Source organism: Staphylococcus cohnii subsp. cohnii (assembly GCF_002902365.1).
Taxonomy (GTDB): domain Bacteria; phylum Bacillota; class Bacilli; order Staphylococcales; family Staphylococcaceae; genus Staphylococcus; species Staphylococcus cohnii.
On sequence record NZ_PPQC01000046.1, the window covers coordinates 301,265 to 326,585 of the forward strand.

At 31.6% G+C, this 25,321-nt stretch carries 24 protein-coding genes, 1 pseudogene and 1 riboswitch; of the genes and pseudogenes, 2 read left to right on the top strand and 23 right to left on the bottom strand.

The window, feature by feature from the left end:
* Window positions 1–114: 114 nt before the first annotated feature.
* The 8 genes from CD032_RS09120 to CD032_RS13455 all read right to left on the bottom strand — a co-directional run bounded on the left by CD032_RS09120 (window position 115) and on the right by CD032_RS13455 (window position 7,545).
* Window positions 115–1,758 carry an alpha-keto acid decarboxylase family protein gene (locus tag CD032_RS09120; RefSeq protein WP_103211414.1) on the bottom strand — a complete coding sequence of 548 codons (1,644 nt, stop codon included), beginning with the start codon at window positions 1,756–1,758 and terminating at the stop codon, window positions 115–117.
* Between the two features lie 208 nt (window positions 1,759–1,966).
* Window positions 1,967–2,419, bottom strand: coding sequence for a MarR family winged helix-turn-helix transcriptional regulator (locus CD032_RS09125; protein WP_019469146.1), 453 nt, complete (start codon window positions 2,417–2,419; stop codon window positions 1,967–1,969).
* A 47-nt stretch (window positions 2,420–2,466) separates the two neighbouring features.
* Window positions 2,467–3,651, bottom strand: coding sequence for a MalY/PatB family protein (locus CD032_RS09130; protein WP_103211415.1), 1,185 nt, complete (start codon window positions 3,649–3,651; stop codon window positions 2,467–2,469).
* A gap of 18 nt (window positions 3,652–3,669) precedes the next feature.
* Window positions 3,670–4,617 carry an SLAC1 family transporter gene (locus tag CD032_RS09135; RefSeq protein ID WP_103211416.1) on the bottom strand — a complete coding sequence of 316 codons (948 nt, stop codon included), beginning with the start codon at window positions 4,615–4,617 and terminating at the stop codon, window positions 3,670–3,672.
* A gap of 181 nt (window positions 4,618–4,798) precedes the next feature.
* On the bottom strand, window positions 4,799–5,227 hold the full coding sequence (gene arr / locus CD032_RS09140) for an NAD(+)--rifampin ADP-ribosyltransferase (RefSeq protein ID WP_103211417.1): 429 nt from the start codon (window positions 5,225–5,227) through the stop codon (window positions 4,799–4,801).
* Between the two features lie 289 nt (window positions 5,228–5,516).
* Window positions 5,517–6,272 carry a glycerophosphoryl diester phosphodiesterase gene (locus CD032_RS09145; protein ID WP_019469150.1) on the bottom strand — a complete coding sequence of 252 codons (756 nt, stop codon included), beginning with the start codon at window positions 6,270–6,272 and terminating at the stop codon, window positions 5,517–5,519.
* Window positions 6,273–6,445: 173 nt separating this feature from the next.
* A complete protein-coding gene (locus tag CD032_RS09150) occupies window positions 6,446–7,336 on the bottom strand; it encodes a M23 family metallopeptidase (RefSeq protein ID WP_103211418.1) in 891 nt (296 codons plus the stop codon).
* Window positions 7,337–7,356: 20 nt separating this feature from the next.
* Complete coding sequence (locus CD032_RS13455; protein ID WP_019469152.1) at window positions 7,357–7,545, bottom strand: hypothetical protein; 189 nt, start codon at window positions 7,543–7,545, stop codon at window positions 7,357–7,359.
* 365 nt (window positions 7,546–7,910) lie between these two features.
* Between CD032_RS13455 and CD032_RS09160 the strand changes: the two genes are divergently transcribed.
* A complete protein-coding gene (locus CD032_RS09160; RefSeq protein WP_019469153.1) occupies window positions 7,911–9,101 on the top strand; it encodes an MFS transporter in 1,191 nt (396 codons plus the stop codon).
* Window positions 9,102–9,156: 55 nt separating this feature from the next.
* Here CD032_RS09160 and CD032_RS09165 read toward each other — a convergent pair whose 3' ends face one another.
* From CD032_RS09165 to CD032_RS13460, 12 genes and pseudogenes are all read right to left on the bottom strand, one after another.
* On the bottom strand, window positions 9,157–10,134 hold the full coding sequence (locus CD032_RS09165) for a tRNA dihydrouridine synthase (RefSeq protein ID WP_019469154.1): 978 nt from the start codon (window positions 10,132–10,134) through the stop codon (window positions 9,157–9,159).
* 281 nt (window positions 10,135–10,415) lie between these two features.
* Window positions 10,416–10,946 (bottom strand): annotated as a pseudogene (locus CD032_RS09170) (YbfB/YjiJ family MFS transporter); the annotation flags it as partial.
* A gap of 173 nt (window positions 10,947–11,119) precedes the next feature.
* Window positions 11,120–12,106, bottom strand: a complete 987-nt coding sequence (locus CD032_RS09175) for a choloylglycine hydrolase family protein (protein ID WP_019469156.1) — start codon at window positions 12,104–12,106, stop codon at window positions 11,120–11,122.
* 127 nt (window positions 12,107–12,233) lie between these two features.
* Window positions 12,234–12,767 (bottom strand): anaerobic ribonucleoside-triphosphate reductase activating protein, encoded by a 534-nt coding sequence (nrdG, locus tag CD032_RS09180; protein WP_019469157.1) that lies wholly within the window; start codon window positions 12,765–12,767, stop codon window positions 12,234–12,236.
* Entirely contained in the window at window positions 12,764–14,614 is a 1,851-nt protein-coding gene (gene nrdD, locus CD032_RS09185) for an anaerobic ribonucleoside-triphosphate reductase (protein ID WP_103211419.1), read from the bottom strand. The genes nrdG and nrdD overlap by 4 nt, the downstream gene beginning before the upstream one ends.
* A 165-nt stretch (window positions 14,615–14,779) precedes the next feature.
* Complete coding sequence (locus CD032_RS09190) at window positions 14,780–15,778, bottom strand: HesA/MoeB/ThiF family protein (protein ID WP_026034789.1); 999 nt, start codon at window positions 15,776–15,778, stop codon at window positions 14,780–14,782.
* Window positions 15,778–16,545 (bottom strand): thiazole synthase, encoded by a 768-nt coding sequence (locus tag CD032_RS09195; protein ID WP_019469160.1) that lies wholly within the window; start codon window positions 16,543–16,545, stop codon window positions 15,778–15,780. The genes CD032_RS09190 and CD032_RS09195 overlap by 1 nt, the downstream gene beginning before the upstream one ends.
* Window position 16,546: 1 nt before the next feature.
* Window positions 16,547–16,747 (bottom strand): sulfur carrier protein ThiS, encoded by a 201-nt coding sequence (gene thiS, locus CD032_RS09200; RefSeq protein WP_019469161.1) that lies wholly within the window; start codon window positions 16,745–16,747, stop codon window positions 16,547–16,549.
* A 45-nt stretch (window positions 16,748–16,792) separates the two neighbouring features.
* Complete coding sequence (locus tag CD032_RS09205) at window positions 16,793–17,380, bottom strand: thiamine phosphate synthase (RefSeq protein ID WP_019469162.1); 588 nt, start codon at window positions 17,378–17,380, stop codon at window positions 16,793–16,795.
* A gap of 74 nt (window positions 17,381–17,454) precedes the next feature.
* Window positions 17,455–17,568, bottom strand: a riboswitch (TPP riboswitch).
* A 151-nt stretch (window positions 17,569–17,719) separates the two neighbouring features.
* The gene (gene xylB / locus CD032_RS09210; protein ID WP_019469163.1) at window positions 17,720–19,207 is read right to left on the bottom strand and encodes a xylulokinase; all 1,488 of its coding nucleotides are present in this window, start codon (window positions 19,205–19,207) and stop codon (window positions 17,720–17,722) included.
* A gap of 335 nt (window positions 19,208–19,542) precedes the next feature.
* Complete coding sequence (locus CD032_RS09215; protein ID WP_019469164.1) at window positions 19,543–20,466, bottom strand: AEC family transporter; 924 nt, start codon at window positions 20,464–20,466, stop codon at window positions 19,543–19,545.
* 334 nt (window positions 20,467–20,800) lie between these two features.
* A complete protein-coding gene (locus CD032_RS13460; protein ID WP_256217581.1) occupies window positions 20,801–20,923 on the bottom strand; it encodes a hypothetical protein in 123 nt (40 codons plus the stop codon).
* A 651-nt stretch (window positions 20,924–21,574) separates the two neighbouring features.
* Between CD032_RS13460 and CD032_RS09220 the strand changes: the two genes are divergently transcribed.
* Window positions 21,575–22,396: an AraC family transcriptional regulator gene (locus tag CD032_RS09220; RefSeq protein ID WP_040030345.1), complete on the top strand. Its 822-nt coding sequence runs from the start codon at window positions 21,575–21,577 to the stop codon at window positions 22,394–22,396.
* Window positions 22,397–22,445: 49 nt separating this feature from the next.
* Here the strand turns inward: CD032_RS09220 and CD032_RS09225 are convergent, their stop codons facing one another.
* The 3 genes from CD032_RS09225 to CD032_RS09235 all read right to left on the bottom strand — a co-directional run bounded on the left by CD032_RS09225 (window position 22,446) and on the right by CD032_RS09235 (window position 25,043).
* Window positions 22,446–23,012, bottom strand: coding sequence for a DUF4064 domain-containing protein (locus tag CD032_RS09225; RefSeq protein ID WP_019469167.1), 567 nt, complete (start codon window positions 23,010–23,012; stop codon window positions 22,446–22,448).
* A gap of 123 nt (window positions 23,013–23,135) precedes the next feature.
* The gene (locus CD032_RS09230) at window positions 23,136–23,588 is read right to left on the bottom strand and encodes a MarR family winged helix-turn-helix transcriptional regulator (protein WP_019469168.1); all 453 of its coding nucleotides are present in this window, start codon (window positions 23,586–23,588) and stop codon (window positions 23,136–23,138) included.
* Window positions 23,589–23,609: 21 nt separating this feature from the next.
* Entirely contained in the window at window positions 23,610–25,043 is a 1,434-nt protein-coding gene (locus tag CD032_RS09235; RefSeq protein ID WP_019469169.1) for a YhgE/Pip domain-containing protein, read from the bottom strand.
* Window positions 25,044–25,321: the final 278 nt, after the last annotated feature.

A 25,321-nucleotide genomic window follows, 5' to 3' on the forward strand; every position in this document is an offset into this window, starting at 1 on the left:
ATCTCTCCTTTGTTTTGGTGTTATTGATAATAACTTTATTTAAACCTATAGTTAACCTAACGTCACAATTCCATTGTAAACGAATATGTGCTGTTTTTAAAAAATTTCCAATTATCACCCGTTTTGTTGGGCAAAAGCTTTACCTATCGCATCTAATTTTTCTGGTGCATCATGTACATCCATGTGCACTTCTACAAAATGCATCATGTTAGGAGTTTGATTGATTTCATTTAATGCTGTTGCTAACGCATTACTTGTTGTAACATCATGTATCTTAACTTCCGTATCTTTCATACCAAACACGAACGGTAACTGTTTGTAGTGCCACATTTTGATATCGTTGTATGGTGCGCTTTCACCATGAATTTTACGTTCCACTGTATAACCATCGTTATTTATTACAAAAATAACTGGTTTTAAATCCTCACGTATGATTGTTGATAATGCTTGAACAGTTAACTGTAGTGAACCATCACCAATCAACAGCACATTTCTACGTTGTTTGTCTGCAATTTGTGTTCCTAAAGTCGCAGGTAAAGTATAACCGATTGAGCCCCATAATGGTTGTCCTATAAATGTATTATCTTTAGAGAAAAGTAAGTCATAAGCACCAAAGAATGATGTTCCTTGTTCAGCAAGTATAACGTCCTTGGGTTGAATAAATTGTTGCATTAATTTGAAATATGTTGACTGTTTTAATGGCTCATCACTTAATTCAACTGTTTCGTTGGTTAATTGATAACGCGGATAGCTTACGTCAGCCGTATAATCAATTTCCAATAAACTATCTAGTAAATCTGCAAGTCTTACTTCTTCATCGCGTAATTCATCTACTTTGAAATGATGATGATTAATCATGATTACATTTTCTAAATTGAATTTATAAGAAAATCCAGCTGTAGCAGAATCCGTAAGTTTTGCTCCAATATTCAAAATTACATCACTATGATCTACATAAGCTTTAATTTGTTCATCTGCGATCTTTCCATCATAAATACCCATATAATATTGATTTTCTTCATTGAAAGCCCCTTTACCTAAGGACAATTGAGCAACTGGTATATGCGTTTGGTTAACAAATTGTTCTAGTTTGTCATGCAGCCCAAAACTATTGATTTCATGACCAGTAATAATTAAAGGCTGCTTCGCATTTTTCAATTTGTTTTCTATTATGTCTATATAACTGTCAACATCTTGTTTGACTGGCGCCGTATATTGATACGGTGTTTGTACTTCAATATTTACAGCAGCTACATCGATAGGTAAGTGTATATGCACGGGACGTTTTTCATTAATTGCTGCATTGATTAATCTTGGAATTTCAGTTTGTGCATTTTCTGGAGTAATATATCCTTGTGCTGTCGTGATAGGTTTATACATTTTTCGATAATCATCAAATGTGCCTTCACCTAATGAATGGTGAACATATTTACCAGCACGTTCAACTTCACGAGTTGGTGCTCCTGTGATTGCTATGACTGGTACACGTTCTGCATAAGCACCTGCTATACCGTTAACCGCACTTAGCTCTCCCACACCAAATGTTGTTACCATAGCACTAATGCCTTTGATTCTTGCATAGCCGTCTGCTGCATAACTAGCGTTAAGTTCATTTGTGTTACCAATCCATTCCATATCATCTCGATTGATAATATCATCTAAAAATGTAAGATTAAAATCACCAGGCACGCCAAATACTTTATCAACACCAACTGAGCGAATTGCATCCATCAAATATTGTCCTACTCTTTTTTGCATACATCATTTCTCCTTTAATGTGTTTCATTTTCATTACACATTAAATATAACTTGTTAAATAAATTAGGTCAAGTTTGTTGACTTATTTATACCTCCAAACAAAATAAAGAGACTTGCTTTCTAAAATCTAGAAAACAAACCTCTGATATAAATAATTGTATTCAGTAAATGTAACTTCGCTATACTATTGACAAAAATACTTAAAAAATTATTCTTGGTCGCCTTTCAAATATTTTACTGATTGAAATCCTTCTCTATACGAAGCAAATTCTTCCATAATTGCATACCAATCATTGCCTACTTTTTCTTGAATTTCTTTAAACATATCATTTTGCGCTTTATTTAATTTACGAACTAAGTTCCGGCCTTTTTCTGTTGGATACAACGTTTTAATACGCTTGTCCTCTGGCGCTTGTTTTTCTACAATGAATGCCTCATCTCTTAGTTTTTTTAAAGTTGCATGGCTACCTTGTTTTGAAATTTCTAGATTTTTCAATAAATCTTTAATCGAGATACCAGGGACTTTTTCAATAAAAAATAAAAATCTATGGTGTTGGCGATTCAAACCATAATCTTTAATGATTTCATCCGCTGTCGTAATAAATGTTTTATATGCAAAGTAAAATAGCAAATTTTCATAGTCATTATTTTTTATTTCCATAAGTCACAATCCTTTTTAAATATGTCTTAAAATTTTGGGAGGTAAATTTATTTCAACGCTTTAATAAAACGTTCAACGCCGTCTTTAGCAGTTTGGGGTGCGCAAGCCACATTCATTCTTAAAAACCCTCTGCCTTCTTCACCATACTTTGTCCCAGGTTCAAGCGCGACTTTACCTTTTTCTAGTAATTTTGTCATTATTTCTTCTTCAGTCAAGCCAGTTTCTCTATAATCAATCCATAACAAATAGGTTGCTTGAGGCTTTTTAATCTTTATTTGTGGTATAGCTTTGGTAATTTCTGAAATAACATAATCCATATTTGAAGAAACAATATTTATGAGCTCATTAAGCCAATCTTCTCCATGGTTGTAAGCAGATTCTAGTGCAGCTGCTCCAAATGGACTAATACGGTTAACACCTAAACCATGTGCCGTAAAATTAGCCGCTAATGCTTGTCTAACATCTTTATCAGGCGAAATAATCAGAGCAGCATGAATACCTGCTAGATTAAATGTTTTTGTAGGTGCAGTGCATGTAATGATTTTTTGTGCTTCTTTATCAGATGCTAATTTATCAAGAGAAATATGTTGATAACCTGGAAATACCAAATCGGCGTGGATTTCATCTGATAATATTAACACGTCATATTTAACACAAAGTTCAATCACTTTTTTTAAAGTGTCTTTAGACCAAACAATCCCGCCTGGATTATGCGGGTTGCATAAGATAAACATTTTTACGCCTTGCTTCAACTTTTCTTCAAAGTCTTCAAAGTCAATCGAGTAATTTCTATCATCTTCTATCAAAGCACGCGTAATTAATTGTCGATTCATACCTGAAGGTAAATTGGAAAAAGGTGGGTAAACTGGAGGCGTAATTAAAACACTATCTTTTGGAGCCGTAAATGTCTCAATAATTGACGCTATCGCAGGAACTACGCCAGAATGCGCAAGAATCCAATCTTTCCCAATATGCCACTCATGACGTTTGTTAAACCAAGATTGAATTGCATTTTTACAGTGTTCATCTAAATAAGAATAGCCAAACACGCCGTGATCGACACAATTTTTCAATGCATCAATTACTGGTTGAGGTGCCTTAAAATCCATATCTGCAATCCACATTGGCAGTATGTCTGAAGCATCATCAATATGATACACATCCTCCATCGTATCCCATTTAACTGATCTCGTCTGTTTTCTATTAACAACTTCATTAAAATTATAAGTCATTACAACCACTCCTTTATCTTAAATCACTTTACTGTTGATTCTTTTTCTCAAAAAAACAATATAACCCAAAATGACATATACCACGGCCAATGACACAAAAATAATTTCACATATCAACATGAATTGTAATAAGGTATGTATTGGGCTCGGAAAACGCATATGATACATAAAATTAAAATAAGCAGTCGCTGTTGTTACCCATGGAAACGTTAAAGCAGCAAATGAAAATTTAAAATTGATAGCCATTAACTTAGGAATAAACGTTAATGAAACTACAAAAAGTAATTGGGATATGATAAAGCCAAATATCGTCAATATGAAGTCATCAAATTTTGCACTAATTAAAAAGCCATTAAAACAAAGTGCTGCTGGAGCCGCTATGATGACTGCCATTGGAAATTGGTTTTCGTTATATAAGCGCCAAGTTTTTTTGATTAAAATAATCGCTATTAATATTATAAAGCAAAAAGTTGCTATATATACCGTGAATTCCCCTAAAACTGGATTAAATTCTTTTGCAGTTTCAGATATTACACCTATTCCTACAAATGTGACAAACCAACTCGTATTCGGCAAAACAGTACCTTTGTTAGGTAATATTAGATGATAGTAAATGAAACCTACGATAATGATGAATTGGATGATAATCGTTAACCACCATAACCATATTAGTATACCTAGATTGACGTTTAAGTGATGCTTTATGATGTAAATGATTGTCATTAGAGCCATTGGAAAAGTTGGGAAAGTAGCACAGATATTACGATCGCTCAATTCATCCTGTACTGTATTGGGATATAATATGCATTTTTGTATAAATAACAATAAAATGATACAACTCAATATAAAAAATAACACCGCTAAGCCATGCCAAGTCATATTAAACAGCAAATTACTAAGCGACGCGATCCCTAATGCTAATCCACAAATAGCTGTTGGTAATACTTTTATCAATTTATAAAACATAATTTTTAATCCTTTTATATTATATAGTTATATGATTACTATACTATGTCCATACTATTTATGTGTAAAATAAGATTATTATTTCATAACCGTTTTTTCATTTGACTTAATTTATTATGCCTTTATCTGTACATTGATTCAATTGGTACGCATAGTTGAATGTCTCATTCATATCAGTATATTAATCTTCAATAACGTCTAGTCCTTTGTCTCGCAATTCCTTTATGCTTTTGAGCATTTGATTAATTTCGCCATCCGAATGTCTTTCCCATGCGCTTAATTCCGCGACAATTTTCAGTGGTTCACTAGAGCGATAAGAAAGCGTTGGATTGCCAGGAAATTTTTTATCTGTGACATTCGGATCGTCTTCGAACTCTCCTAATGGTTCAACAACATAAATATGCTCTTCTGCTATATCTTTAGACAAAGCAACTGCAAGTTCAGCTCCCCATTTTGCTGCTTCTAATGTACCAGTGAAATATATATGATTCATAATTCGGTCCTGATAATTAGATTTATACAAAGTATATAATAAATCACCAATCTCCAATTTAGCTTTCGTCCCATGTATATATAAATTTTGCCCAAACTGCGCTTTTGTACTGTTCATCGTGTAGCCCCCTCATAATCATTAAGCTGTTAAATTATTATATGCAATATCTATTGGAAAATACAGACTATAATATCTGAAATTCTCATAGTATAATTAAAGCAAAGGACATTTTAAATTTTTATAACTTTATATCATTTTTGAACAATTGCTAATTATAAAAAATAATGAATAACATAGCGGTATTTAAAAAACTTCTCCTTTTTTTATATCTAAATAAAAGCGGGGCTACTAAACTTCAATTCGTTTAAATAGCCCCGTTTTATATACGATAATGATATTTAACTTACTAAGCATTAAACCCACTATTTAAATGGACTAACTCATCTGCTTTATCTGTAAAGACGCCGTCTACGCCCCAATTTGACAATTGATTTGCCCTCATTTTACTATTTACAGTCCATACATTTAACTCATAACCTGCATTTTTAATTGAACGCACGCGTGCTTGACTCAGTTTTGCATCTTCTATATTGACAATCGTTGATCCACAATAATCTAAAAGTGTTCTCCAATCACCTGTAAAAGCTGCTGCTTTAAAAAGAACTGCCCGCTTATATTGTGGCATTAATTGCTGTGATAATTTCAATAAAACAATATTAAAACTAGATAATAAAACGTCCGAGCTTGAATTTAATGCTTTTAATTTTTCTGCAATTTGTTTAACCATACTTTCTGATAAAGCACTGCCATTTCCACCAGTTACACCCTTTAATTCTATATTTAAATTCATTTTATATTTATTAGCAAATGCAATCACATCATCAAAAGTCGGTAATTTTTCTTCTGCATACTTTGCATTAAACCAATTACCAGCAGATACATCTTTGATTGCATCATAATTTAATTGTGTAATTTCACCTATCATATCTGTTGTTCGATCTAAAAAATCGTCATGAATAATGACCAGCTGTTCATCTTTTGTAATTGCAACATCAAGCTCAATCCATTTTAATCCAGTCACATTTGCTGCTGCTTCAAATGCTGCCAACGTATTTTCAGGAGCTTTACTTGATAATCCTCTATGAGCATAAACTGTAAACATATCATCTTCCCTTTCAATGTGATTTCAGTGTAATTATGATATGTCATGAACCATAATTCAAATTATCTAAGTTATTATCGACAAAAAATCATAGTTTACAGTCGAAAATCAAACAAAAAGTCGCCTTCTACATCCTTAAAAGGATTTCAAAGGCGACCAATATGTGTCGTATATTATGATTTTGAATTTACATATGAAGTTGGATCAACAGAATATCCATTACCCACTCCACCTGACATACGTTGGAAATGTAGATGAGGTGCAGTAGAATTTCCTGTGCTTCCTGATAAACCAATTTGTTGTCCTTCTTTAACTTCTTGGCCAGATTTAACATTTAAAGAATTCATATACATATACCATTGATAGTTATCACTGTTTTTCTCTTGGATTGTAACTTGGTTACCACCACCATAATTACTCCAACCACTTTGAATTACAGTACCATCTGCTAGTGAATAAACAGGTGTATTTTCATCCATAGCATAGTCAACGCCATAGTGTGCACCACCACCATGGTAGCTACCATAAGGTTGTAATTGACGGTTTTTAGTTAACCAATTGGATGAATGCGTACTATTATTACTACTACTGTTTGACGCTGCTACTGATTGTGTATTGTTTTGTTGTGGTGCAGCTTGTTGTTGTGGTGTTGAATCATTACTTGATGTAGCGTTTTGTTGCACATCATTAGTACCATTATTTTGTGTGTAATTCGTTTCATAATTGTTATTTGTTGATGCGTTATTTTGTGTATTATTTTGTACATTATTTGCTGTATTGTTTACGTTATTAGAATTACTTTGTGCTGTTTGTTCAGATTCAGTGCTTTGGTTCGTTGTTGCACTATTATCAACATCATTGTTTTGTGATGGTTGGTTAATGTCATAACCTTCTGATTGTACTTCTTCATGACTTTGGTCATCAGTGTAGTTATTATCATCTGAAGCATTTACATTTTCAACGTTTGAAGTGTTAGCACTTTGATTATTCATTGGGAAATAATAGTAATGATAATTCCCTTCATTATCTATTAAATAGAAATAATATTGTTGTTGATCAAACATAGATTGATCCCAGTTTCCATCTAATGTGTGATGATAGTTCCCATTATCATCTTGATCGATATAACCATAGTTAAAATATCACTATTCGCGTGATTGCTTGTATATTGTGTATTTGATTGATTGTTTTCTGAAGCGTGTGCTTCTCCCTGTGCGACACCAATTGCACCTAAAGATAACGTAGCAATTGTTGCTGTAACCATTTTTTTCATAATTAATAAGTTCTCCCAAAATTTTTACATACATAATAGTATCAGAGAAACTGTATAAAGAGAATAGCAGAAACTGTTTTTTAATTTGTTAGTAATTTGTTTGTGATGTAACGTAAATTTTTTGAAAATTCCTTCTAGATAAGCAGATAGCGTTTCCATTACTTTTAATTGAACCCTATACATCTATATTACAGTTGTTGTAAATCAACTATAACAGTTAACTTTTTACACTTAACCTCCTAATTTCATATCCATTTTTTCTTAAATATTACAAATTACTTTATCAAAAATTAAAAACAGTGTCTTTTTGGTATGCTATATTACGTGCTAACATAGAACTATTAATTAAAAGTGAGGGATTCAACATGTATGAAGTTCATAATAATTATGCAGTAAAAGGATCAAAGACATATATTAAAGTAATTGTGGCTCTTTTTATTTCTGGATTCACCATATTTTCAATACTTTATAGTGTTCAACCATTAATCCCTCATTTCACAAAATCTTTTAATGTGAGCGAAACAAAGGCAAGTTTAGCTTTATCATCAGCAACTTTAACACTTGCCTTTGCCATGCTATTTTTCGGAGCCATATCTGAAGTGTTAGGCCGTAAACCTATAATGATTTTTTCCGTTCTTTCTGTATCCTTACTCGCCTTAATCCAACCATTTTTAACAGATTTCAATACCTTTTTAATTGTACGATTGATACAAGGCATATGTTTAGCTGGTTTACCATCAATCGCAATGGCATATATTGGTGAAGAAATTTCTTCGCACAATCTACCTGAAGCGATGGGTATTTATATTAGTGGAAACGCTTTTGGTGGTGCCTTTGGAAGAATATTCACCGGCTTTATTTCAAGTATTTATGGATACCAAACTGGCCTAATTTGCATAGGTGTTATCAGTGTCATTGCAGCCATTTTATTTACATTTTTACTACCATCATCTAAACATTTTGATAAGCAGCGTTTTTCTGTCAAAGCATTATTAATTAGTTATTATAAACATCTAACAAATATTCGATTACTCAAACCTTTTATGATTGGCTTTCTGCTACTTGGTTGTAACATAGCTGCCTTTAACTATATTGGTTTCGTGTTATCAGAAAAGCCATACAATTTACATGATAGTATCATTAGTTTTATATATTTATTGTTTTTAATAGGTATGATTTCCTCAATACTAAATGCAAAATTACGTACTAAATTAGGTACTTTAAATGCTTTAAAATTTAGTGTTTTATTGTTAATTTTTGGTATTAACATCACTTTATTACCACCGCTAACATTCAAAATTATTGGCTTAGCCTTTAGTGTTTATGCTTTTTTTAGTGGTCATGCAATCGCAAGTGCAGTAGTTACCAGTCGTGCGGAAGATCATAAAGCACAGGCTTCTAGCCTCTACTTATTGTTTTATTATATGGGGTCTTCTGTAGGAGGTACTTTAGCCGGTGTGTTTTATAACTATATTCAATGGCCAGGTGTCGTTTTAATGATTACTAGTTTTATGATTATTGCATTCGTTATTTCGCTTACCATTAAGCAAAAATAGGCTTGAAAATCTAAAATTTTAGATTTTCAAGCCTTTTTATATATTCAAACTTTTACTATTGTATTGTTGTTTCCATATTAGATTCAAATTCATCTAATAGTTCACGTGCTTCGTCAGTCGTATTTGTGCTCATCAGTTGATGTCTTAACTCACTTGCACCCCTGATACCACGCACATATATTTTAAAGAATCTGCGCAACGGTTTAAACAAGCGTGTTTCTTCTTGTGAATATTTGTCGAACAAATCAAGATGAAGTCTTAACAAGTCTAAAAGTTCCGCACTCGTATGTTCTCTTGGTTCTTTTTCAAAGGCATAAGGATTATGGAAAATTCCTCGACCAATCATAATGCCATCAATACCATGCTTTTCTGCCAGTTCAAGTCCTGTTTTTCTATCTGGAATGTCACCATTTATCGTTAATAATGTGTCTGGTGCAATTTCATCACGCAGTTGTTTTATTTCGCCGATTAATTCCCAGTGTGCGTCTACCTTACTCATCTCTCTACGTGTACGAAGGTGGATGGATAGATTCGCAATATCTTGTTTGAAAACATGTTTCAACCATTCTCTCCACTCATCAATTTCAGAATAACCTAATCGCGTTTTAACACTTACAGGTAGTCCTCCTGCTTTAGATGCTTGAATAATTTCAGCTGCTGTTTCTGGGCGTAGTATTAAACCTGAACCCTTACCTTTTGTTGCAACATTCGCAACTGGACAACCCATATTCAAATCAATACCTTTAAAACCCATCTCTGCCATACCAATACTCATTTCACGAAAATGTTCAGGTTTATCTCCCCAAATGTGTGCAACGATGGGTTGTTCGTCTTCTGTAAACGTTAAACGGCCACGTACACTGTGTACACCTTCAGGGTGACAAAAGCTTTCCGTATTTGTAAACTCAGTGAAAAAGACATCAGGTCTTCCCGCTTCACTGACCACATGACGAAAGACTACATCTGTTACGTCTTCCATAGGCGCCAAAACAAAAAATGGACGCGGTAATTCACGCCAAAAATTTTCTTTCATATATTTTTTAACCTTCTTATCTATTATTATCTCGAATTTTTATTCATGACGATATTACCACAAAAATAAGACTTATACAAAAAGATTTAAACACTCCAAAAAGCAACTCCCAACTAAGACTCATTACTTAAATAATTGAAACATCACACACAATCACTAAAAAGTCTATTGTACGCTTGAAAGACTCAGAAAGCAGTTCAAGATATACACATGGAAACAATCTATACTATTATTTCTTCATATCTTTAGCAAAAATATCAAAGTTATAAGACAAATTTCATTTAATTCCTAGTCCGATAACTATACATACTACTAAATAAACCTACACATAAAATAACAGCAGCAAAAATCAATGCTGCATTGAAGTTCCCTTCGTTTCCAATTAATAACCCAGATAATGCAGGTGCAATCATTTGTCCCAAACTGTATATAACAGTCAATATCGCAACTAAGTTCAATCTACTATTATTCTGATACATTAAAGCTTGTGCTTTGGACATAAATAATGTAGTAAGCCCTAAAAACGTTGAACCAAATAATAATGAACTTAATATTAAACTCAACATACTTTCTGATAATATCGGTAAAATAACACTTATTATTTGTAAAATAAAAGCTAAATACGTTGCCTTACCATGACCTAAAACATCGGCCAACATAGACCAAAGAATAGTTGATGGTATTGCACCTAATCCAACAAACATCCAACTTAATGCCGCATAATCTGACAACGAGGGTATTGATTTAATAATAGCCACTAAAAAAGTGCCCGTAATAATATATCCGGCTCCTTCACAAAAATACGCAATGGAAAGTCAGTAAAAAATTTGAATTTTTAAGTAAAATAGTGAGATTAATACGTTTTACCATCAAAAATGATTGTTAATAAACATAAAAAAGACACATAAAAACAGCAGTTTTTATGTGTCTTTTATTAGTTATTTATTATTTAAAGTTCATTCGATACATGTACTCGGTTTGAATTTTAGTTCAAACGAGTTATTGCTAATCCTTCAGTTGGCTCAAAAATCGTCATTTCTTTTTTATTTAGTAAGTCTTCTGATAAATGTAATTCAGTAATTTTATTAGAATTATACCATTTAATATAAAATGTGCGTGTCGTTAAATTTAATACGGTTTGATACAAGGTATAATGTAACTCATTTTCTTCATCTCTAACTGCACCTTTAGGTATACTCATGATTTCCAATAATTTAAATGCATTAAGTATGTCTTGTTCTGGACTATTTGTTGCTTCTTCTAAATAATTTTTCAAGTAAGCAATGCGAATAAATCTCTCTGCTGAAGTATATCCACCTGGTAAGCCATACGTGCCGCCTTCATTTCCCAACGATTTCAAATTAATATTAGCAAACTTTTTTTCTTTTGGCTTTTGGGGTGTAATGTTTATGTAATTCTTTAAATTTTCATAATGCCAATTTAAATCAGGGTTGTTAGTCAAAACGGCAACTGGATTGTCATTAACCACTATTTGACCTTTATTAAAAGTAAGCTCTACTGTTCTACCCGTATCATCAGAAATATGATAATGTAACGGTGGAACTTCAGAGAGGTCATTCAGAGTATGCGCCACAACATTGACAGATTGGGCATTTTTTATTAAATCAGCTATGTTTTTGTTATAACCTAGTATCCAATTTATCACTTCATTTTGAGCAATATTCATATAGCCTGCTTTAGTTTCATTTGCGTAAGAAGCGTAGCCTCTGAAATATTGTACTGAAACGCCAATGCCATGCTCATTAACACCGTCCCCAAATAAAAAACCTTCCATATCACTGCCTGAACCTACGAAACCATATAATGTTTCACCTTTATACTCTACACGTGATTCCCAGTAATAGTGACGTGGTTGAACTGCTGGGTTGCCTTTTAATTGATAAACAAAATCCATTGTTCGACCTAATATAGCTTGATGATTCTCAGACATAAATGAAAAACCTGTACACATTGCTTATACGCTCCTTTAATAGCACTTTACTAAATCTATTTTTGTCTTCATTATGATTGTAATTAACTTTATATCATAATAATAGCAATTCGCTTAAATTTCAGGAAATAGTTATGGAATCACAACATTAAATTATATATTCATGAATTCTACCGCTAGCTAGTGATTTTTGCACATCGATGACACGCTGATTTAATGAACCTTTATAAGGTAAATTGGGTTTGTATAAGTGATGAATGAAAGGACCGTCCACGAGTACATCTATATTTTTTAATAATTCATTTCTTTGATATTGATCATTCCTTAAGTATTCAAATAAAAATCCTGTCCATACCCATAAAGTTTTTTCATGACCAAAACGTTGTCTAAATGCATGAGCACATTTGAGTGTTATGTCTAAGTTGCAAAATGGCTCCCCACCTAAAATGCTTAAACCTTCTATATAATCCGGTTCACAATTTTCTATTATTTCTTTCAAAATTTCATCATTAAATTTTTCACCATATTTAAAATTTTGTGCTGCTTTATTATAGCAATTTAAACATGCAAATGGACATCCTGAAACATATAAACTACATCTCACACCTTCGCCATCTACGAAACTTTGTGACTCTATTTTGGCAATATAACCTTGTCCATTTATGATATTTAATATTGTCATATCGATTGATTTTTTATATGTTTTACTCTTGCACAAATTTCTTTATGTCTACCTTCGATTGTAGGACGTTGCACTGGATTTCCTAAATAACCACATGTCCGTTTTACTACATCTACGGTTTTAGGATCACTATTTCCACATTCCGGACACTGATATCCTGTTGGGGTTGTTTTAAAATCACCTTTAAAATCACATAAACGACAATGATCTATAGGGATATTTGTTCCTAGATAACTGATTTTGTCATATGAATAATCCCAAACCGCTTCTAATGCTTTAATATTATGATCTAATTTTGGATATTCACAATAATGTATGTAACCACCGCTAGCATAAAATGGATAATCTTTTTCAAAATCTATCTTTTCAAACGGTGTAATATCTTTTCGCACATCGTAGTGGAACGAATTTTGATAATATCCCTTGCTCGTAATATCTAATATATCTCCGAACTTTTCTTTATCTAATCTGCAAAAACGATCTGTTAAAGACTCACTTGGTGTACTATAGATACTAAACCAAATATCGTAGCGTTCTGTCCATTCCAATTGATAAACTTTCATAGCTTTTAATATTTGAAGCGTAAATGCTTTACCTCTTGCTGTTTTTTCCCATTTAGGGCCATAAAACACTGTAGCTGCCTCATACAAACCTATATAACCGATCGACAGCGTGGCACGTTTATTTTTAAATAGTGACATTACACTATCTTCATCACTTAAATAATGTTTAAAAGCACCATTTTTATATAAAATAGGGGCGTTATCAGGCGTAGCTTGTTCCATACGTTTAATGCGATAAACTAATGCATCGTGCATAATTTGCATTCTCTCATGAAATATTTCCCAGAACTTTTCCATATCACCATTTGATTCTATAGCTATCCTAGGTACATTAAGCGTAACTACCCCTAAATTACATCTTCCATTATTTTCTGCTTCACCTTGCTTATTTTTCCATTCTGGTAAAAAAGAACGACAACCCATTGGCGCTTTAAAATCACCTAAAATTTCTACTGTTTTATCATAATTTAATATATCTGGGTACATTCTTTTTGTAGAACACTCTAACGCTAATTTTTTAATATCATAATTAGGGTCATCTTGACTAAAATTCACCCCTTTTTTAATGGAAAAAACGAGTTTAGGAAAGATGGCTGTAATACGATCTTTTCCGAGTCCTTTTATTCGTGTTTTCAATATAGCTTGTTGAATTTTTCTACTATATTCATCTATACCTAGGCCAAAACCAAGAGTGACAAATGGCGTTTGTCCATTTGAAGTATAAAGTGTATTTATTTCATATTCTAGACTTTCAATTGCGTCATTAATGTCTTGTGTAATTTGATGATCAACATAAGCATCAATATGTGTATCTTCAACAAATTGTTGCGCTAATTTTCGATGTTTTGCTTCATTATATTTTACGTAGTCACTTAATAATTCATCTACTCTATCAATGGTACAACCCCCATACTGACTACTAGAAACGTTAGCGATAATTTGAACTAGCTGAGCTGAAGCTGTTTGAATTGATTTTTGAGATGTTACAGATGCATTGCCAATTCGAAAGCCATGTTTCAACATATTTTTAGCATCGATCAAACAACAGTTAGTGAGTGGTTGGAAAGGGTGATAATCTAAATCATGGAAATGTATATCACCACTTTTATGTGCCTCTGCTATATGTTTAGGCAATAAGTAATCTAAAGCATATGATTTAGATACAACACCTGCTGTTAAATCTCTCATCGTAGAAAAAGTGGCACTATCTTTATTCGCATTTTCGTTAATAACTGTAGGATCTTTTGTAATAAGTTTCGTCAAATCTTGTTCTAATTTATTCATTTTACCCCTTCTTTTCTATATATTGTATATAAACATAATTTATACCACAATATATAGTGTTTCAATGTTAAGAAGGGCTGTTAACAAATATGTCATAAACTTGTTACGATTTAAGAAACATTAATTTTTATTCTAAAATTTTTGCTTTTGAGAAATGTAAACGTCCTATTTTATGCTTTTAGCAAAATGCGTATATAATGCATGCGCTTGTGCTTCATCTTCTAATCCATAAACATTCATACGGCCATCTTTAAATAAAGTAATATCGGTGTCGTTATAAGAAAGTAATTTAGCAAAACTATTTGCTTTTTTAATTTTTGCAGGTAGATAATGCGCATATTCAAACATTTTTTCATCGAAACGAAGCAAAAATGTATCGCCACATTGAGACTCTACGTTTGTAGGCTGAGGTTGATTAAGTAAATCATATTGCTGATGTACACAAATACTACAATTGCTATTTTTAAGTTGGTTGATATTCACTGTATGATACTGAATTGAAAAAGTATCTATCGTTATTAATTTTTGAGAGAATCCAGCTGATGTTAGCCAACGCAATAATTCTGAGACTTCCATGCTAGCTACTTGGTATATGACTGTAGGCAACACACCATTAATAGAACAACTTTCTGCAGATTCAGGTATTTTATCGAGCACACATTTTAAACATGGTCCTTTATAATCAATGCCATAAATGGTGCCTTGACTTCCAATTGCAGCCCCATAAATCCAAGGTATCGAAAATTTGTGGCATGCTTCGTTAATCAAGTACCTAATTTTAAAATGATCCATTCCATCCATGACGATAGCAGGATTAGAGTTTCTTAAAATGTGTTCAATGTTGGTGCAAGTTATTTCTTGGTATAATGCGTTGATTTTAATATTAGAATTTATATCTAATAAATGCTTTTTTAATGCTTCTACTTTAGGTACCATCATTTGTGCATCATTTTCAGTATAAGTGGCTTGCCTATGTAAATTTGATATTTCTACAATATCCATATCAATTATTGTAAGTTCGCCAACTCCCATACGTGATAATATTTCTGCACAATGACTTCCTAATGCTCCGGCTCCTACGATCATCACGTGTGTTTGTTCTAGTTTACGCTGACCATTTCTTCCAAAATTTTTATAACGTATTTGACGAGAATACCTTTCCATCATAAAAATCCGATTCCTTCTGTTGGACTTGAAGCTTGAGCTGTATACTTAACTGGTATTCTTCCTGCCTGATAACTCATTCTTCCTGCTTGAATGCCCAACTTCATAGCTTCTGCCATCTTCCCTGAATCTTTCGCACTTGAAATTGCTGTGTTTAATAGAATGGCATCTGCACCTAATTCCATAGCATGGCATGCATCTTTTGGTGATCCTACACCTGCATCGACTATTACAGGTACATTGGCGCGTTCAATAATATAACGTAGATTTAAAGGATTATTTATTCCTCTTCCAGTACCAATAGGTGAAGCTAGTGGCATAATTGCATGCACACCTAATTCTTCTAGACGTTTGGCAAGTACAACATCATTTGAAATGTAAGGACACACTGTATAACCTTTTTCTAGCAAAACTTTGCATGCCTCATATGTTTCTAAAGGATCGGGTAGTAAGGTTTCCTGATCACCTATCACTTCTACTTTAATCATGTCACAAAGATTGGCGTGGTTAGCAATTTCTGCAATTCTTATCGCTTCCTCAGCTGATGTTGCACCAGCAGTATTAGGAAAAGTAACAAAGTTTGATAAGTCAACTTTTGCTAAAGGATTAGGTAATTTCTCATCATATAAGTTCATTCGACGCACTGCAAAAGTTAAAACCTCTGTTTCAGACGCATTTATAGCTTCCTTTTGAATGGCTTCTGTTTCAAATTTACCAGTTCCTAATAACAATCTTGAATTGAATTCAAATTTTCCTATTTTAAACATCTTATCCGCCTCCTACAAATTCTAGTAATTCTAAACAATCTTTATCATTAACGATATAATCTTGAAATTGGTTTTGTTTAATTAATTTTTTATTATGTTCAACAATCACTCTCTTTTCGTCTAAACCGAGTGTTTGTAATATTTCTTGTATATTTAAAGGATTTTCAAATGTGAAATTATCACCATTAATAACGCAATGCATCATGATTCATTCCTTTCTCACTTATTGATTAGTAAACAATTAACCTTATGTTGCTTCATAGTTTAACCATGCTCTGTGTAAGGCTTGTACTGTTTTTATCGAGTGATTAAATATTGATATACCTGCGATACCTTGAAATCCCTTAGGTAAATGAGACATCGTTTTTAAATTAATACCACCTAATGCGACTACAGGAATATCACTTTTCAATACATCGTTGATCTCAATTAATGATTTGGGTGCTAACCCTTTTTTAGACTTTGTTTCAAATACGTGCCCATAAAGTACAAAATCCAAATTTAAATCCTCTGCATATTGGATCGACTGGCGACTGTGTGTAGACATACTTATTTTTATGTTTGAACTATGTTGTTTTAAAGCACGGATTTGCTCATCATTTTCTCTAAAATGTATACGTGACAAGTCGCAAGATTGGAGTACATGATAATCACTGTGAATAATAATTTTATCTTTCGGAAAATGCCGTTGCTTTAGTTGGTTTATCCATTCTATCGTCTCAGAAGTACACATCGGTGATCTGACGATTAGATAATCTAAATAAGGTTCAATTTCGCAATAATTAATGCTATCTTGCTTGGTTAATTTATGATAACTGGTAATCGCAATAATCACTATAATCACTCCTAAAATAAAAAAACGTTATTTTTCCTATTTGGAAAAATAACGTTAATGTGAACGGACAAATATGGTTTATAACGCCACTTTTCCTACGCCAGTACAAACTGGATCAGGTTCAAGGAATTCTAGCGTATCACGCTAGTCTCAGCCTTTTTATCCTAAAGGCACTTCCAGTGGTTAAACTTAGCTCTATTTAATTAATGTGAATTTTACAATTAATTTATGTTTAATTTAACGTAAAAACTGTATTTTTTCAACCTTATATATTTTCAGCTTATTATTTTCTAGGAAATATCATGACAAATCATGCATGATTGTTGCTATAACATAATTTTAGTGAGAGATTTTTAATAATTCCTTTGTTATTTCTTTAGTCTCATCGTAAACTTTTTGGTATATTGCAAAATATTTCATATATTGCATATGACGTTCTACACTGGGTTCAAATACTTTATCATATTGAATAAATTGTTGAACCATCTCAGCGACATTATTAAACCACCCTACACCTTTTGCTGCTATCATCGCTGCACCCATACTTGGTCCTTCTTCATGCTTTAATTTATATACTTTAGCGTTAAAGATATCTGCTTGTAACTGAAGCCAAAAATCACTTTTAGCCCCACCACCGATAGAAATCATTTCTTTAATTTTTTTATCATTTTTACGTAAATAATAGATAGATTCATATAATGCAAAAGTGATGCCTTCAATCACAGCACGAGCCATATCTTTATTATTATGCATATGACTTAAGCCAATAAAACTTCCTCTAATTTGACTATCACCATGGGGTGTACGTTCTCCTGATAAATATGGTGCATATATTAAACCATTACTCCCTAGAGAAGATTGTTTAGCTTCACCCAAAATTTGACTATAAGTTAAGCTTGGCGTAATGTTTTTTTGAAACCATTTTAAACTATCGCCTGCAGCTAATATGACACCCATTGCATATGATTTTTGAGGGAGCACATGATTAAAATGATGTATATTGTGACCATAAGTCCCTGTATTCTCAGAATCACACGCTAATATGACACCAGAAGTACCAATACTACATAATGTATCGCCATCACTAATAGCGCCTGCTCCTAATGCGCCACAGGCATTGTCTCCGCCCCCAGCATATACTGCAACATTTTTATCTAAACCTAATTCCTCTGCAATTGAAGTATTAAGGTACCCTACAAAATCTTGTGATTCAATTAAATTTGGACAAAGTTGGTATACACCGTAATATTCACAAATATTTTTATTCCAACACTTATTTGCTATATCCATTAACAATGTGCTTGATCCGTCAGAATATTCCATATTTATCGTATCTGTGAATTTAAATCTCACATAATCTTTAGGTAGTAAAAAGACATTTGCTTTGGACCAAATCAACGGTTCATTTTCTTTAACCCATAACAACTTCGTTAACGTAAAGCCCTCTAAAACAGGGTTATCCATGACATATTCACCAAATTGTTGTTTTATTTGTTCACACTGAAATGTGGATCTTGTATCATTCCATAAAATGGCATTTCTAAGTGGTTGAAATTGATGGTCAAGTAACACTAAACTATGCATTTGACCAGAGAATGATATACCTTTAACCTTCATATCTGCTAACTTTTCCGAATTCAATAAGTACTTTATACAATCTTTAGAGGCTTCAAACCAATCTTCTGGATTTTGTTCACTAAAACCTGTTTGTTGATTAATAACATGAATTGGTTCACTAGTAACATCTAAAACGTCACCTTTTTTATTAATAGCAATGGCTTTAACAGAACTTGTACCGATATCTATGCCTAATACAATCTCTTTCACATATACCATCCTTTAATTTATAGTTACTTTTTTAACTATTTATTTTCAATGTCACTCACGTTATATTTATAGCACAATATATTTGAAAATAAAAATTGTTTTTATAAAGAAAATATTTTCAGTTCAATTTTTATACATCAAACAAGTAACAACAATGAATGATATAACATTTTTACATTAAGAAATGTAGTGATCCTGTTTTCAATGTTTTAAAATACATTAGCTATTTTTAAGTTCATACAAATTTATTAAAACTAAAACAAAAAAGCACTGAGATATTTTTTCTCAGTGCATAAAAGTATAAGGAATGATAATGCATGTAACCTTTTAAGTATCTAAAATAGTAGTTTAGAAGCGTAAATAACAACCACCACAGTAATTGAACTTAATAAAGTAGATAAAAAGACAAGCTCTGCTGCAAGTTCTGGGTGATTGTCATACTCCTGAGCAATCACAGAACTATTTACTGACGTCGGCATTGCTGAAGCAATAAACAAAGTTTGCGCAATCACGCCTTCAATACCCATGATTTTTATAATTATTAATGCGATGACTGGTCCAATCACTAAGCGTACAAATATAAAAATATATGATAATGACCACTTAAAAGTAAAGTTTATATTGGCAATTTGTGCGCCTAACATAATTAAAGCAATTGCAATCATCGCATCCGCTACATAGTTAGCTGGCGTCCAAATAAATTCTGGTATAGGTATATCAGCATAATTTAAAATAATTGCAAACAGCAAAGCGTATAATACTGGCATTTTAAAATAACCTAACATCGCTTTCAATTTTCCAATTTGTGCAGATTGTATTGCGAAAATACCATATGAAAAAGTGAAAATATTTTGTAATGATAAAACGATGACTTGTACTGACATCGCTAGTGGATCACCCTTGAATACTAGATCATTGACTGGGACACCATAGTTTCCAGAATTAAAAAATAATACACTATTGGTTAGCGTTGTAGCCTCGCCCTTATCCCTTTTGTTTACTAAAGTTAAAACTTTTCCCACTATATATAAAAAAATGATGTATATTATGAAAAACACTACAATATACAATAATAAACGCAGTTCAAAATTTGTTTTATAAAATTTTACAAAAATAAATCCTGGAACAAACACATAGATATTTAATTTAGCTAAAGTCTTCAAATCTAGAGTGAACTTTTTCTGTAAGATAAATCCTAATGCTATCATTATAAAAATAGGTAATAACACACTCTGTAATATATAAGCCATTTCACTCATCCTAGAACACTCCCTCGTAAGAAACTTTAACACTAGATATATTCATTTGTATTTAAGCTAAATTTAGATATCTGACTTTTAAAACTATGTTGTTTGTATACTTTAAAAATATAAAAATTAGGAGTGAAATAAAAATTGATAAATTAGAAATCAATTTCATATTTCAACTCCCATATTGTATCAATAAAATTCTACACTTTACTAAGGTTACACTATTTTAATTTGTACATCATTTAATGGATTTGCTTTATTATTTAAAAGGGATTTATAACAATAAGATAATATATCATTCGTCTCTTCGGTTGTCTTCATCGTTATTAGTAGTATTATTAATCTACTTTTGTTCATTGCTGTTATTTTCTTGCTTTCTTTTGTTTCGTTTTTTTTCTTCCAAAATTGACATAACTATAAAGCCAACAACTAATAGTGGTGTAAGTATACCAATCATCATCATCATTTAGCTCACCTCATTCGTTCATTTCAATTTAATGTCTAAATTAACCTTTACTATCAATTTACATGTTTTTGTTATCTTCCTCAATAGAACAACCTATTTTATTATATTTTAAATTAGTTTAATAATTATCTCTATTCATTTTTCACTTGATATTACACCCATTCGTGTTCGACAATCTACTTTTTTCGCTTATCTGTCTGAAATGTTACTTTAGTTGTTCATATTACATCTTTTATAAAAGCTAAAAGTCTTAACTTTATTGCTAAATCATAACGATAATTACCAAAATAATTGCCATAATGAAATGCTGAACATATTTTCAATTATTTAATCCTTCAATATTATTCACGAATTGTTCGGATTTATTACTATTTTAGTGCACAATAATAGAATATATTATAAACAGATGAAAAAATTATCCATTTTTTTAGTTTTAGAATTTTATTTTATTATAATTACGCAACATTAATTGACTTATTAAATTTAAAAAGAGTACTATTTAAATAAATGAAATTAAATTCAAGTATATCTACATATCTTGAACGAATTTATTGTGTACACTCTCAAGACCTTAATACTTAATCTGATTCTCATTTTACTATAAATCATTGCCAATTTTACTAGCTAACATTTAAGGAAAGGAGGGGTTTAATGAATTATAACCAAATCATTTATGATGAAGGCGATAAATTAGAACATTTAAATACATCTAACTTTTCCAATATATATTTAGTCATTTCAGGTATGATTCATTTCCAAAAAGTAAAATCAAACTTTATATTTCATCGAGGAGATGTATTTGTAGTATATGATTTTGAAGAAAACCTCATTATTCATCGAGAAGGTATGCTTGCTTGTATTTCAGTAAATAATTTAAGTTATCATCGGTTTACCTTAATAAATCAGGAAAACCTTCTAGAAAAATATAAATTAAGTAAATTGATTACTGAAACCTATATTACAACTTTAAAAAATATTTTAGAAAATAATTCATTTAATGGAGACATCGGAGTTATTAAATTAATCAATTACCTCAATTCTTCTCAAGCAAATATATATGGACAGTTGACTTACTCAAATAAATTAATTAAAAACGTTGTAGAATATATTAACCAACATTACAAACAACCATTAACGCTTAATTTAATTGCCAAAAATTTTTACGTAAACAGTAGTTATTTGTCTAGAGAATTTTCAAAGAAAATGAATATTTCATTAATCAAATACATTAAAAAAGTTAAAATCTATAGTTTATCTAGAGAGTTATTAACAAATGGCAATAGTGAATCAATTTGGGTAGACTATGGGTTCCGTTCATACAATACTTATTTGAGAGATTTCAAAAATGTGATGCAAATGACACCTAAAGATTTTATAAAACAACATTATTCTAAAAGTACAAATACAAAGATAGAACCACATCAATTATATAACCAACTCCAATTAATTTTGGATACGATTAAATCTGAATAAAATATAAAAAATCCAAGTTTACCAATCAAAGGCAAACTTGGATTACGAATTAATATTTATATTTATTATCCTCATCATCATCGGAATAATTTTCTTTGATTTTTTGTTGTTCGTTCTCTTTTTGATCTTCGGATAATACAAATGAGTTATTATGTTCATTTACTTGTGATCCATCTTTGATATAGGGATTTGCATCATCTTCTTCATCTCTACTATAAATTGCTTTTTGTGGCTTTCTCACAAGTAACATAATACCTGCTACTAACCACAATATTGCGGTAATCCAATTACCAATTAATGAAATAACACCAACAATGATTAATAAAATACCAGCAGCTTTTGCTTTTTTTCCAATTAACACTGCACCGATGATAGCTACTATAAGTAGCACAATAGATAATATAAGACCTGCAGTTACCAATCCACTTAACATATTAATAACCGCTTCTCCATTTTCATAAGTGATCGAACTATCGTCTTCCATCATTGCTTGTATCATTGCATTTTTATTGTCACCATTTCCAACTAATGGTAAGAATATCGCAAGTACAATTACACCTAGTAGTTGTATGCCAATACCAATCCAGGCAAGTATACGTTCAGCTGTTCTTTTCATTATTTGTCACCCCTAATCAAAAATTTATATTTTTTCAGTTAATATCTGTTTAGAATTATATCATTTAGTATACGCATCCTGTTGCTACAAGTCCATGTATAACACATTTAAATTCCTAGGTAATTATTTACTTTTTCTAAAGGCTTCATCTATTCGTTCCAATTGATTTACAAAATCTTCTATTTCTTCAAGTGAAAATTGGTCACCTAAGCGATTTTTTACTGATTCTGTCATTGTAGCAGTCGCTTGCTTTAAAAATGTTTCACCTTCTAAGCTTAATTGAACTAATTTTATTCTTTTATTATTTGAGTATGCTCTTTGCACATAACCCATTTCTTCAAGTTTACCTATTCTTTTTGATGCAGCTGTTTTAAATATATTTTGCAATCCAGCCAATTCATTAATCGTAACTTGCCCTTTTGTTTGAATAATTCTCATCGCTTCAATTTGTTCTCTTGAAAGTAAGTTTGTGAGGGACGACTCGTTCACCATTTCAATAATTTCTTTGTTTAAATACAACATCACTATTTGAAATTTGGTTATCGCTTTTTCAATCGATGCATCTACATCATTCATAATCTTATCCCCCTTTTTAAATTACTTAAATTCGATAGAAAGTGGTAACTTATCGCGCTTATTAAACCATAGTAGAACTAAATATTGTAAAATCATCATTACGACTATGATACCGATAAGTAAAGCTACAACAAATCCAAAGTCAAAGTGACCTGCATTAGTAAATATCGCTTCTCTGTATCCTTGAATAGCGTAAGACATTGGAGAAAATGGATGTATCCATCTATAGAACGTTGCAGAAAGTTCTATTGGGAACATACCTTCACTTGCACTTAATTGTAAGATTAAAAGAATCATGGATATAAATAGTCCTATTCTATCTAAGAATAATGTTAGGAACGATGTGATTGTAATTGCTGCAATAGCCCATAACAATCCTACTAATATAAATTTCCAAACATTACCAACTGACATGTTAAACACAAATAATACCCAACTGCTCATAAATAATGCAGACAACGCACCTTGAACAATATATAATGCAAATTTTCCTAAAGCTTGTCTCACTGAAGTTGTAGATTTATCAATCGTTTTTCTCAATGGATAAATAGCACTAAACGATAGCGCACCAACAAATAAACTTACACTTGCCATATAAGGAACAATCGTTGCACCATATTCATCAGCATTCGTTGGATTATTTTCTTTTACTTTTGTAACATCATTGAGTGCTTTTTCATTTTCAGATTCAAATGATACATTATTTTGTTGACTAACTGCATCATCAATTTTTGATTTTAACTCGTCATTATTTGCTTGAAGTTCTTTTAGTCCATCTGTTACCTGTTGATTTCCTGATAATAATTTTTGAGCTGGCTGACCTACCATTGGTGCCATTTGTTGAATACCATCTGTCACTTGTTGATTACCATCAATGAGTTCCGTTTCTGCATCAGACATTTGTCCTAATGCTTCTGATGTATCTTGATAACCTGATTGTGATTTTTTAGCACTCGCGAATAATTCACTCAAATAGTTAGATCTTATATTATCTTTTATAGATTCAGTCACTGTATTAATAGCTGAGTTTGCAGATTGACTACCAGTATAACTAGAACCAGGATTCACCTTAGTTTCAAGATTTATTTTTTTAGGGTTTTCATCTAAAATTGTCGTTGCATTTGATGAGGCATTTTTGGGAACAATAATAGTTCCTACACTTTCACCTCTATTCAATTGTTTATTCGCTTCTTTTTCAGAAACAACTTGAAAATCAAACTTATCATTATCTTTTAATTTATCTACTAAATCATCGCCAATAGTAATATCTTTATTATTAAGCGTTGCTTTTTCATCGTGGTTTACAACAGATATTTTTAGATTTTCTGTCTTATCGTATGGATCCCACATTGAACCAACGAACAAAGCTACGTATAGCAACGAAATAAGTGATATTGCAATTAAAGATACCACTAACATTTTATTTTTAAATATAAATTTAAATTCATTCAACATTTTTCCAACTACCTTCCTTTAATTGTACATCCCATGTACTATAAGTTAAAAAAAGACTAAAACAAAAATATTTGCCTTAGCTTAACACGCATGACCAGCTATTTATAAGGGTGAAATCACTTCAGTACACCCCGTGTACTTTTTATATATTACGCTTCTTAAATTTAAATGTCAAACCTATTTTCCAAAAAATTTCATGGTGATTTTGAACAAAAATATATTCTGAAAATTCTGTATTTACTGTTAATTTTATCCTTTATTAATGCTATGATACTTAC